This is a genomic window from Anabaena sp. TISTR 8404 (assembly GCF_056847745.1).
In genome coordinates, this window is record NZ_CP180578.1 from 4,272,863 (window position 1) to 4,285,000 (window position 12,138).

Annotated in this window: 9 protein-coding genes (1 of these 9 running past the window's edge); 6 read left to right on the forward strand and 3 right to left on the reverse strand. The window is 39.2% G+C overall.

Features of this window, described 5'->3' with window-relative positions; genetic code table 11:
• Nucleotides 1–253: 253 nt before the first annotated feature.
• Nucleotides 254–886 carry a Uma2 family endonuclease gene (locus tag ACMX3D_RS18490; RefSeq protein WP_482747334.1) on the reverse strand — a complete coding sequence of 211 codons (633 nt, stop codon included), beginning with the start codon at nt 884–886 and terminating at the stop codon, nt 254–256.
• A gap of 136 nt (nt 887–1,022) precedes the next feature.
• On the opposite strand from ACMX3D_RS18490, the gene recQ reads away from it, so the two are divergent.
• A complete protein-coding gene (gene recQ / locus ACMX3D_RS18495; protein WP_482747335.1) occupies nt 1,023–3,179 on the forward strand; it encodes a DNA helicase RecQ in 2,157 nt (718 codons plus the stop codon).
• A gap of 108 nt (nt 3,180–3,287) precedes the next feature.
• Here recQ and ACMX3D_RS18500 read toward each other — a convergent pair whose 3' ends face one another.
• The gene (locus tag ACMX3D_RS18500; RefSeq protein WP_482747336.1) at nt 3,288–3,431 is read right to left on the reverse strand and encodes a hypothetical protein; all 144 of its coding nucleotides are present in this window, start codon (nt 3,429–3,431) and stop codon (nt 3,288–3,290) included.
• A 1,036-nt stretch (nt 3,432–4,467) separates the two neighbouring features.
• Here ACMX3D_RS18500 and ACMX3D_RS18505 point away from each other — a divergent pair.
• Together ACMX3D_RS18505 and ACMX3D_RS18510 are read left to right on the forward strand one after the other, a co-directional pair.
• Complete coding sequence (locus tag ACMX3D_RS18505; protein WP_482747337.1) at nt 4,468–6,450, forward strand: AMP-dependent synthetase/ligase; 1,983 nt, start codon at nt 4,468–4,470, stop codon at nt 6,448–6,450.
• 128 nt (nt 6,451–6,578) lie between these two features.
• Nucleotides 6,579–7,028, forward strand: a complete 450-nt coding sequence (locus ACMX3D_RS18510) for a YlqD family protein (protein ID WP_229544685.1) — start codon at nt 6,579–6,581, stop codon at nt 7,026–7,028.
• Between the two features lie 36 nt (nt 7,029–7,064).
• On the opposite strand, the gene ACMX3D_RS18515 is transcribed toward ACMX3D_RS18510, so the two are convergent.
• Nucleotides 7,065–7,607, reverse strand: coding sequence for a hypothetical protein (locus ACMX3D_RS18515; protein ID WP_482747338.1), 543 nt, complete (start codon nt 7,605–7,607; stop codon nt 7,065–7,067).
• Between the two features lie 472 nt (nt 7,608–8,079).
• Between ACMX3D_RS18515 and ACMX3D_RS18520 the strand changes: the two genes are divergently transcribed.
• The 3 genes from ACMX3D_RS18520 to ACMX3D_RS18530 form a co-directional block, all read left to right on the forward strand.
• A complete protein-coding gene (locus tag ACMX3D_RS18520) occupies nt 8,080–9,378 on the forward strand; it encodes a dihydrolipoamide acetyltransferase family protein (RefSeq protein ID WP_482747339.1) in 1,299 nt (432 codons plus the stop codon).
• Between the two features lie 270 nt (nt 9,379–9,648).
• Nucleotides 9,649–10,818, forward strand: a complete 1,170-nt coding sequence (locus tag ACMX3D_RS18525) for a patatin-like phospholipase family protein (RefSeq protein ID WP_482747340.1) — start codon at nt 9,649–9,651, stop codon at nt 10,816–10,818.
• A gap of 838 nt (nt 10,819–11,656) precedes the next feature.
• Nucleotides 11,657–12,138, forward strand: the beginning of a protein-coding gene (locus ACMX3D_RS18530; protein WP_482747341.1) for an MFS transporter. The gene runs 712 nt beyond the window's last position; the window shows 482 of its 1,194 coding nt (coding positions 1–482); its start codon is at nt 11,657–11,659; the stop codon falls past the right edge of the window.

Genomic DNA, 12,138 nt, shown 5'->3' on the forward strand with positions numbered 1-12,138 from the left:
GTGTGCAACTTTCTCTTAAACCTAACCCCCAACCCCTTCCCTACAAGGGAAGGGGAGTAAGATTCAAAGCCTCTCTCCGTTTTGGGGAGAGGTTTGGAGAGGGGTTTTAAAAATAAGTTGCACATCGCGTCATTAATTGGCTTTTACAGCAATTTAGGTGAGAGAATCAGGATCTACGCCGAGCGATCGCGCTGAAATATTTTTGTCTCGCGCAGAGGCGCAAAGCCGCGAAGAATCAATCTTTAATTAGAACTTACGCATCTTGTTCAAATTGGTCAATGGCTTCAATATCATCAGAAATCTGAACGCATTGTTCTAATAAAGCAATATTGAGTTCAGGTAATATTTCACTTGCAGTAATCTGTTCGTAGCCGTAAGTATCTAAAAACTGTGATGGTGTTTCTTCGCGTAAATGATAAAGTTTGAGTTGATTGAATTGCCAAACCCAAACCTCAGCTACTCCTAAACGTTGGTAAATTTTTAATTTGTCCAGGCTACCACTTGTAATATTTACCTCTATAGCTAAGTCTGGAATATCTTTTTTCTCGCCAATGGCATAGCATTCATCAGGTTCAACTCCAGCTTGTTTGAGTTGTTTTTTAACTGTGGAACTTCCCACCGGGTTGAATCGAATTCGTTTTAAATAGAGATAGCGTTCTATTGAAATAGCTAAACGTTTTTTTATATTTTCATGCCTGATAGACGGTGACACAATTTCTAATATTCCATCTATATAAGTAACGCGGTAATGAGAGTTATCTTCTAGTTTGACTAGTAATGCTTCATACATTTGCCAGCTTACGCCAGTAGTGACAAATTTTTCCTCTGGGTCATCAATTTGGGATAATTCTGGGTCGTTTAACAGTTCTTTCAGGCTACTGACCATTATTTTATGTCTCCTAGTAAGGTTTTGCTGGGGTCATGCCTGCACATATTTTAATTTACACCGCAGACAGGATTTTGTGCTTTTATAATCTTGGTATCCACTACCTACGCAGAATGCAGGCAAAAAAGCGATCGCTATGCTTCAGTATCCCAATCTCGAACAGGCGCTAAAATATCACTTCGGTTATGATCAATTCCGTCCTGGACAGCGACAAATTATCGAAGATGCGCTACAAAATCGAGATTTGCTGGTAGTTATGCCAACCGGTGGGGGAAAATCTTTGTGTTTTCAATTACCAGCATTAATTAAGAAGGGATTGACGGTGGTGGTATCGCCGTTAATTGCGTTGATGCAAGACCAAGTGGAAGCACTGCGAAATAATAATATTAGCGCCACTTTTCTTAATAGTAGTTTAAATCCTTATCAAGTTCGTTCTCGTGAAGAAGCCATCCTCAATGGTAAGGTAAGGTTACTCTATGTCGCCCCAGAACGGCTGATGAGTGAAAGGTTTCTACCGTTTTTGGATTTAGTCCATCACAAAGTTGGCATTTCTACTTTTGCAATTGATGAAGCGCATTGTGTTTCTGAGTGGGGACATGATTTTCGTCCAGAATATCGTCAATTGCGATCATTGCGATCGCGTTATCCTAATGTCCCGACGATTGCACTGACAGCAACGGCTACTGAACGCGTTCGTTCTGATATCATTCAACAAATCGGGTTAAAGCAACCAAGTATTCACATTGCTAGTTTTAATCGTCAAAATCTTTATTACGAAGTCCGTCCTAAAACTAAATATGCTTACGCTGAATTATTAGAACTAATTCGAGAAACTGAAGGTGCAGTTATTGTTTATTGTCTAACTCGCAAAAAAGTAGATGAATTAACTTTTAAACTGCAAAATGATAAAGTTTCCGTCCTGCCTTATCATGCCGGATTAACTGACGAAGAACGCAGCAAAAATCAAACCCGATTTATTCGAGATGATGCGCGGGTGATGGTGGCAACTATCGCCTTTGGAATGGGAATTAATAAACCAGATGTCCGGTTAGTAATTCACTTTGATATTCCGCGAAATTTAGAAAGTTATTATCAAGAATCAGGTAGGGCTGGCAGAGATGGTGAAGCATCACGCTGTACAATCTTTTTCAGTTTTGGTGATATTAAAACTATTGAGTGGAGTATTAACCAAAAAACCGATGCCCAAGAACAGTTGATTGCTAAACAACAACTGCGGCAAATGATAGATTATGCTGAAGGAACAGATTGTCGGCGGACAATTCAACTGGGTTATTTTGGCGAAAGGTTTCTCGGAAACTGCGCTAACTGTGATAATTGTCGTCATCCCAAACCTGTGGAAGACTGGACAATTGAAGCCATGAAGTTTTTATCTTGTGTGGCGCGTTGCAAAGAAAGATTTGGGATGCTGCATATTATTGATGTGTTGCGGGGTGCAAAAAACCAAAAGATTACACAATACGAACACGACAAACTTTCTACTTACGGTATCGGTAAAGATAGAACTGTTGACGAATGGCGAATGTTGGGGCGATCGCTTTTACATCAAGGTTTGCTAGAACAAACTAATGATGGTTACTCTGTTTTAAAATTAAATGCCCACAGTTGGGAAGTAATGCGGCGACAGCGCAAAGTAGAAATTGCTGTATCTGCAACGCCAAAAGTCACTTTAATCGAAGATAATCCCAAACTGGCTGAAGCAGAAGAACTATTATATAAGTTGCGATCGCTGCGTAAGCAACTTGCTGATGAACAGTCTGTACCACCTTACGTGATCTTTCATGACTCCACGTTGAAGTTAATGGCACAGGTACAACCTAAAACTTTAGTTGAGTTTGGCAAGCTATCTGGTGTAGGAAGTCATAAACTTGCCCAGTATGGTGAAAAGTTCTTGGCAGAAATTCGTGCTTACCGTGATGCCAAAAATTCTGTGAATGCAGCTATTGATGATATATCTTCACTCAGTTTAATTTCTGGGACTGAATTACAAACCTTACAGTTACATCAACAAGGTTTAAGTGTTTGCGAAATCGCCAAACAAAGAAAACTTAGCACATCTACAATTGTTGGTCATCTGGCGAAATTAATCGAAAAAAATCAGCCTGTAGATTTAAATCAAATTGTGCCTTTAGAACGTCATCAAAAAATTTGGCAAGTTTTAGAAGTGCTTGGCGATATTCCTTTGACACCGCTGAAAGAACAACTGGGTACAGCCTACACTTTTGATGAAATTCGCTTAGTTAAGGAAAAATGGCGACGAGAAAAACGCAAATAGTTTTTTCGGTTTTTTGTCATAAGGCGATCGCGCAAACTATACGGTTATCTTTTCAGCATCTACGCAATTTCCAGAAATAGCGATCGCCTGACATATATAATCAGCTTTTTAAGAGATTTTAGAACTAGAAACGGATTGAGTTGCCATTTCAGGTTTAGTTTTGTCAGCCAAAATTACAGACAGCAGCTTTGGCAACATCAAACAAGCAACAGTATTTACCAGTGTCAGCAATAGACCATCTATAAAGCTCATGGATAAACCCCTTTTTTCCAAAATTTTGTTTGCTATTTATCTAGTGTGAAACACATTTTGTCAAATGAACTACATAAGTGCTTTTGATTTTCTTCTCATCTCCATAAGCTAGTTCAATATTTAGTTTTGTAACACTTCTAAATTATTCGTGAAGAACAAGATACCCCACTTCTTAAAGAAGTCGGGGTTCTGATCGCCAGTTGGGAATACTAAAAGCGATATCTCATAATCTCATTTATGCCGCAAAGAAAAATTCCCCTGTAAGCTGGAAACTTTTATCATGTTGATAATTGGGGAAATAATCACCAAATAATTTTATTTGAACGGGAAAATTATATTTATTTTCTGAAGTTGAGACGAGAACATCTCATTAGTAATGCAGTAGAAGATAGAGTAAATTAAAATGCAGTTTGATGACAAGTCAAGTTATCAGCAATTTTTAGTGGATTGTAATTTATCTCATAACATTAATTTTAAGAAATTACTGCTAGATGAATAGAACCCAGACTTCTTTAAAAAGTCTGGGTTCTAAAGCAGAGATTTATCAATAGCTAGAACATCTGGAACAAAAATGAGGACTGAATTTACAAAATTGACGGCCTGTTAGTCCATAAACCGTACAATAGGGGAAACTAGTAATTTCAACTCTAGCTTTTCGTGATGTTGATACTTTTGTAGATGCTTGAGCAGATTTGATTTTAGCTAGAATCCCAGACAGAAGCTTAGGTAAAGCTAAACAAGCAATAGCATTAATCAGAGTGAGGCATATCGCATCTGTGAAATTTATAGGTAATCACCCCCATTGATAAGTTAGGTGGTCGCTGTTTTTGGCTGCAAACATCAAGTTAAGCAATCATTTGAGGATGTATTGCTTAAAGTTTATATAATTTCACTTTAACATAAATTTTTATCAATACAATCGTTAATTTTGCGAAATAGCTGACACAATCGGCGATGTAGAAATTAAGGAGAGTATTGTAGCGTTATAGCAGAATAAACTGGAACTAAAAAATTACTACACTCTAGACAATGTGTTATGTCAAACACCCAAACTGCACCGTCCATATTATCTAACGTTAGCCCAAGAGAAAATCTGGCATTACAAGGTTCTGTAGATTACTCAAAAGTAAATTTACTATCCGAGATTTGGCCTTTAGCCGCAAAGCAATTTGGTAATATTGTGGCACTGCGGAATCCGCATTCAAAACCAGAAACAGTGATTACTTATGCCCAGTTGGCAGATCAAATTCAACAATTTGCCGCTGGGTTACAAGCTTTAGAAGTAAAAGTAGGCGATCGCATTTCTTTAATTGCCGATAATAGTCCTCGCTGGTTCATTGCTGATCAAGGCATCATCACTGCTGGCGGAGTTGACGCAGTACGTAGTTCCCAAGCGGAAAAAGAGGAACTACTGTTTATCATTGCCAACAGCGGCAGTACAGTTTTAGTAGTTGAAGATTTAAAAACCCTGAGTAAATTACGCGATCGCCTCAATGACTTGCCAATTCGATTGGTAATTTTACTTTCCGATGAAGCGCCACCAACAGACGACTCACTCAAAATCCTGAATTTTTCCCAGTTACAAGAAATTGGTGCAAACAATACATTAGTGCGGATTCAGCAAGATGCTAATTCTTTGGCAACGTTAATTTATACATCTGGCACTACAGGTAAACCCAAAGGTGTCATGCTGTCTCACAGGAATTTAATGCACCAAGTTAAATCCCTCCGGGCAATAGTTCAACCACATCCAGGCGACATTGTTTTGAGTATTCTCCCGACTTGGCACAGCTACGAACGCAGTGGTGAATACTTTTTACTGTCACAAGGTTGTACCCAAATTTACACCAACTTGCGTTCTGTAAAACGCGATTTAAAAGAATTTAAGCCTCATTACATGATTGCTGTGCCTCGCCTGTGGGAATCGATTTATGAAGGAGTGCAAAAGCAGTTTCGTGAACAACCCGCCAACAAGCAACGCCTAATTAACTTTTTACTGGGCATGAGCGAAAAGTATATCAAAGCGCAACGCATTGCCCAAGGATTGTGTTTAGATCATATCGGTGCTTCAGCCGTTGAACGAGCAGCAGCTAAAATCCAAGCATTAGCCTGGTTCCCGTTTCATCTTTTAGGAGAAAAGCTCGTTTATGCCAAAGTGAGGGAAGCCACAGGTGGACGCATCAAACAAGTTATTAGTGGTGGTGGGGCGCTACCTCGGCACATTGATAACTTTTTTGAAATTATTGGTGTAGAAATTTTACAAGGTTACGGTTTAACAGAAACTTCTCCCGTTACCAATGCCCGTCGTCCTTGGAGGAATTTCCGTGGTTCGTCCGGTCAACCAATTCCAGGTACAGAAGTAAAAATTGTAGATCCTGAAAATCGCCAACCTCTACCAAAAGGACAACGAGGTTTGGTGCTGTTGAAAGGGCCGCAAATTATGCAAGGCTACTATCAAAACCCGGAAGCGACGGCTAAAGCAATTGATCCAGAAGGATGGTTTGATAGTGGTGACTTGGGTTGGGTAACACCAGATAATGACTTAGTTCTGACTGGCAGGGCAAAAGATACAATTGTTTTGACAAATGGGGAAAACATCGAGCCACAGCCAATTGAAGATGCGTGTTTGCGATCGCCTTATATTGACCAAATCATGCTAGTAGGGCAAGATCAGCGCAGTATTGGTGCTTTAATTGTCCCCAATCTCGAAGCCTTGGCAAAATGGGCCCAAAGCCAAAATCTCCAATTAAATCTACCTACAGAACTCGGAACTCAGCACTCAGGACTCAGCACTTCTGTTGACCTGGAGAGTAAAATAATCCAGGATTTGTATCGGCAAGAATTGAATCGGGAAGTGCAGAACCGTCCAGGTTATCGTTTAGATGACCGCATTGGGCCATTCCGACTGATTTTAGAACCGTTTTCCATCGAAAATGGCTTAATGACCCAAACCCTAAAAATCCGGCGACACGTTGTTGCAGAACGCTACCGCGACCTGATTAACGGAATGTTTGCCTGATCAACCAGGATTCAGAATTGAGAATTCAGCATCAATGAGGAATGCTTATATTCTGCCTTCTGAGTGCTGAGTTCTGAATTCTTTTTCGATAATTCCAAATGCAAACTTTATAGAGTGAACGTGAAATTATGGATGTCTCCAACCCCCAACTACTTTTGAAGCGCATCGTTAATGTCAAAGTTATTGTTACTCCCCTCTGGAAAGAGGAAGTGCAGCAGCAATTGCAAGCTCAAATCAATCAACTTGATCAGCAATTGCAACAACTCGACTTAGAAGGGCAAAGAGCGATCGCCGCTATTCAAAAGCAAAGTATCCAACCACCTAGCCCCCAAACTCTGCAACAAATCGACAATATCCAATTACAAGTTAATCAAAAGAAAAGCGAATTCCTAGAGCAAAAAAATCAAATGCTGCAAAACCTTCAGCAAGTACAGTTACTGGAGTTGGATCAAGAAGTTAATCAATTCCAAATGGAAGGATTTTTTCGTGTTGAACGAGGTGATAACTTAATTAGCAAAATGCAGGTTGAAATTGTCATGCGCGATGGCATTATCGAAGATATTCGCGGCGATATCTAATAAAGTGTGAAGTATGAAGTCTGAAAATTTTATACTTCACACTTCACATTTCATACTTTTACTTTGAGTTAATTGTTTTTTGTGGCTGCTCCTGGTTTTACACTGTATCTGGGAGCCAGCCCAGATAATTTCCCATACAGGCGGGGAACTAATTAAAAGCGATCGCCCAAAGGTATTCATCTCCACACGATATTTAATGGCGTTGACTGAATTGCTGTTCTGGGGAATATCTGTAATTGTCACTAGGGCTTGATTGTGTTGCGGATAAACTACCTCTACCTTACGTGTTGCTTTTTCTAGCCCTACGTCTTCTACCGCATTCAATGCTAAAGTTGTTGGATCACTGCCTTGAAGAGACGAGTTGAGACTTTCTAATGGTATAGATTTATAGTTAATCCGCTCTGGATAAACCACAATATTTTCAGAATTATGCATTACTGAAAATTGCGGTTTTTCTGGATTTTCAGTATTTAAAATTGTTGCTGGAGGTTGATGCTGAGTGATGTAAACACTAGTAGCAGCAGTAGCAAAAATACTGAGTAGCAAAATCCGCAGAAACTTCCACTTTCCTGAAAGCATAAACTCAACAAAAATTTCTAACAGACTAAATTATTAATTCTGAATTTTAAATTGAAGTTAAACCATTAATCCTCTACCATTCGCTAAAAATTAAATCCTGTGTATAGGTGTGGAGTGAAGCAAAATATAAACATATATAACAATCCTGTTGAACTACAGAAAAAATTGTAGAGACTCTTGTTAATCAACGATTAACTGTACAAAAGGCAATATATATAGACCCTCATTTCTTCTTAAAGTTCCTGTGTCCATTCATCAAAAGTAGTCCTTCTCCTACTCTCCAGTCTCCACTTCCTACTCACCGCTGATCAGTCAGTTGATGAATGATTCCTCCTGTCACCCTATATCTCTCTCCAACCTCCCTGACATAAAATAGAAAATCTCAACCCTAAAACTCTCGCGCCAAGATACAATTCGATCTGGCAAAAGCTGTTAAAGTCCATAAATTATTTATCGATTCTGAAACCACCATATGAGCATTCACGAAATATTCATGCCGGCGCTTAGTTCCACCATGACTGAAGGTAAAATCGTTTCCTGGGTAAAATCGCCAGGGGATAAAGTGGAAAAAGGCGAGACAGTGGTGGTTGTCGAGTCAGATAAGGCAGACATGGATGTAGAAACCTTCTATGAAGGATATCTAGCCCACATCATTGTACAAGCTGGTGAAACTGCCTCTGTCGGTAGTGCGATCGCTTACGTAGCTGAAACCGAAGCAGAAATTGAAGCGGCGAAATCTCTAGCTAACTCAGGTACAACCGCTGCTACAACTCCTGCTCCCGAAAAAGTACCAGCGACAGCCTCCGTTGGCGCACCTACTACAACCACTCACAACGGTAACGGCTCGAACCACAAAGAAGGCCGACTCGTCGCTTCCCCCCGCGCCCGCAAGTTAGCAAAAGAATTAAAAGTTGATATAACCAGCCTCAAAGGTAGTGGCCCCTATGGTCGCATCGTAGCTGAAGATGTAGAAGCCGTAGTTAACAAAGGTAAACCAGCGGCTCCCGCAACTCCTACACCAACTGTTGCACCAGTTCAGCCACCTGCGCCTGCGGTAGCTACACCCGCACCCGTACCCGCCGCCAGCAGTGCAGTTCCTGGTCAAGTAGTACCTTTCACTACTCTGCAAAATGCTGTAGTCCGGGGTATGGTTGCTAGTTTATCTGTACCTGTTTTCCGTGTAGGCTACACAATCACCACCGATAATTTAGATAAGCTTTACAAACAAATTAAATCTAAAGGCGTGACAATGACCGCACTGCTGGCAAAAGCTGTAGCAGTGACATTGCAAAAACATCCATTAATCAACGCCAGCTACTCAGATCAAGGAATTGTTTATCACTCTGATATTAATATATCTGTAGCTGTGGCAATGGATGACGGAGGATTGATTACACCTGTATTGCGTAATGCAGACATGGTAGATATTTATTCTCTCTCACGCAGTTGGAAATCTTTAGTAGACCGCGCTCGTGCCAAACAACTACAACCTGATGAATACAACAGTGGTACTTTTACACTGTCTAACTTGGGAATGTTTGGTGTAGATACTTTTGACGCAATTTTACCACCAGGACAAGGTTCGATTTTGGCGATCGGTGCGGCTCGTCCGCAACTTGTCGCTACACCCGATGGTTTATTTGGAGTACGCCAACAAATGCAGGTAAATATCACCTGTGACCACCGGATTATTTATGGTGCGCACGCCGCAGCTTTCCTGCAAGACTTGGCGAAGTTGATTGAAACTAATGCTCAATCTTTGACGCTCTAACTTAATCACTCGAATAATAAAAGTCAAATTTGAGACCTGGATTTTTATAGAATCCAGGTCTTTTTAACGTGAATTCGATGAACCTCTCCCCAAACCATCTCCGAAGCGGAGAGGGGCTTAAGTATTATCGAAAAATTAAGCTTTTAAAGCCTCTCTCCTTTTAGGGGAGAGGTTTGGAGAGGGGTTTTTTGAATCCGTCGAACTCAAGTCTTTTTATGTCCATACTCAAGTAATAATACTGAACTTATCGTATTTATAACAACTATATGATTGAATCTATCTACCGTAAATCTGGCTTGTTTATTCTTCAAGCAACAGCCATCAAGATTAAGATTAGGAGATTACATGGCTTATCGCTACAAAATATTGTCTATTGACGGCGGCGGTATTCGCGGTATTATCCCAGCAATTATTCTGGACGAAATCGAAAAACGCACAGGTAAACCAATTTGTCAGCTATTTAATTTAATTGCTGGAACTTCAACAGGAGGGATTTTAACTGCTGCTTTAACTAAGCCAAATCCCAGCTACCAAAGCCAACCTCAGTTTAAAGCGGAGGATTTAATTGATATATATCGCCAAGATGGAAAGCGGATTTTCTTAGAATCTCCAGTTACCAGCCTAATAAAGTTGGATGACATTGTACGAGCTAAGTATTCTTCTAAGGGTAGAGATGAAATTTTAACAGAATATTTGCAAGATACGCTTCTCAAGAAAGCACTAACTGATCTCTTTATCACTAGCTATGATATTGAATTGCGGATGCCTATTTTCTTTGTGAATAATGTGAGAGACCAAAAATTAGGCGAGAACTTCCGCAAAATTTGTGATGGTTACACTATGAAGCAAGCCGCAATGGCTACTTCTGCTGCGCCGACTTATTTCAAACCTTACAAAATTGATACAGCCGACCCGACAAATAGCGGTTACTATGCCTTGGTGGATGGTGGTGTATTTGCTAACAATCCTACATCCTTGGCAATTATGGAAGCTTTAATTTCTTCTGCTAGACATGATCCTCAAAAGCCAGACAAACAACCACTGACTATCAATGATATTCTGGTAGTCTCTTTGGGTACAGGTTCTCTGAATCGTCGATACAGTTACGATCAAGCCGTGAATTGGGGATTGCTTCAGTGGGTGGAGCCAATGCTTAATATTACTTTGGATGGTAGTAGTGAGTCGGTAGCGTGTCAGCTAGAACAGTTATTACCACAAGCGGAAGGTTATCCTAAACAATACTATCGTTTCCAAAGACAATTAACCAAAGCCAATGACAATATGGATGATACAAGCCCAGAAAATATTGCAAAATTAGTAACATTAGCAAAACAGATTATTGAGCAAAGAGATTCAGAATTAGATGAGCTTTGCCAGCAGTTAACACAAGGATTGTATCAACAAGAACAGCAAGAACGGATTCTTCTTGCTGGTATATGAGTTTTAAGAATTGACAACGCGATCGCACCATCTCTTCATTTTGTAAAGACGCAATTATTTGCGTCTTTAGTCTTTTATAGCTTGTTTGCCATCTTCCATAAGCAATAAATAGTAGTATTTGTCTCTATAAATTCAGCAATCTCTAAGTAAAAATCTCTCAATTCAGCTTTTTTATCCTGAAGGGATATGGCAAATTAACAATCAAAGTTATAACATTCAAGCAATAATGTTCAATTAAGAGTATTTGAGACAAAATAATCTCTATTTCTTTGATAAAATCAGGATTCTGCAAACATTATTTTTTGTTCTGTATCGAATACTAAATAACTAAATAAACCACAATTATTTTATTAGTATAACTTATCAATAGATATATACTTATATTGAAATTGACATTAGATGCAAGGATATTTTCTTTTATTGATACCAGCAAGATAACTGATAAAGTAATAAAATATATACCAAGTTAGATAACCTTAATTAGTTAATATGGCAACTTCTATCTAAAGGCAAAAATAGCTTAAATCATGGTGAAATCTAAAAATTACAAAATATTTAGTTAAATTGCGGATAGAGTTAATGTGAAATAAATTACCTCAACTCAATATAAAAACTGCATGATTTCCATGTTTGTGATTGGCATAATTATGCAATTAAGGTTAATTTTGTTTCAGAAGCGGTATTAGTAATGTCTGTGATATACACTTACCGCTTATTTATTTAAATGTGATAAATTGTACAAATTAATTATTTTCTGATTCTTCAATTGTGCAATATTTAATGCGATTTAGCTTAGAGAATTTGTCTTAAAATCACACCACGGGTATAAGGCAGAATAATGGTTAACTCTTTCAAGACTAGTCGTGAAATATTATGGCGACAACTTTGGGGATTAGCAGCTTTACTAGTAGCAATCATCCTCAGTTGGATGGCATACGCTTTTTATCAACCAAAAATATTACAAGACTTAGAATTGGTTGAATTAGCCGGTTGGTTAGGAATAGTTCAAGGGTTAATCGCCGCAGTTATCGAACCCTTGAATGGTGGAATTTCTGATCGCATCCAGCAGCGCTTGGGTAGTCGTTTACCAATGATTAGCCTTGGAGTGCTATTGGCAGGTTTAATTTTTCTCAGTGTTGCGTTATTAACTGATCATAATTTACCAACAAATATCCGTTGGGTAATTCCAGTACTGTTGACAGCTTGGGTAATCGCAATGATTATTTTTCGTGGCCCAGCGATCGCACTTTTAACCCAAATTGTCCCAACAACCGAATTACCCCAAGCAAATGCCATTCTTGTACTTGTCTTAGGAATAGT

Excerpts from the sequence above, each read along its gene's own strand:
- ACMX3D_RS18490 (WP_482747334.1), bottom strand. The coding sequence starts at position 886 with ATGGTCAGTAGCCTGAAAGAACTGTTAAACGACCCAGAATTATCCCAA.
- recQ (WP_482747335.1), top strand. The coding sequence starts at position 1,023 with ATGCTTCAGTATCCCAATCTCGAACAGGCGCTAAAATATCACTTCGGT.
- ACMX3D_RS18500 (WP_482747336.1), bottom strand. The coding sequence starts at position 3,431 with ATGAGCTTTATAGATGGTCTATTGCTGACACTGGTAAATACTGTTGCT.
- ACMX3D_RS18505 (WP_482747337.1), top strand. The coding sequence starts at position 4,468 with ATGTCAAACACCCAAACTGCACCGTCCATATTATCTAACGTTAGCCCA.
- ACMX3D_RS18510 (WP_229544685.1), top strand. The coding sequence starts at position 6,579 with ATGGATGTCTCCAACCCCCAACTACTTTTGAAGCGCATCGTTAATGTC.
- ACMX3D_RS18515 (WP_482747338.1), bottom strand. The coding sequence starts at position 7,607 with ATGCTTTCAGGAAAGTGGAAGTTTCTGCGGATTTTGCTACTCAGTATT.
- ACMX3D_RS18520 (WP_482747339.1), top strand. The coding sequence starts at position 8,080 with ATGAGCATTCACGAAATATTCATGCCGGCGCTTAGTTCCACCATGACT.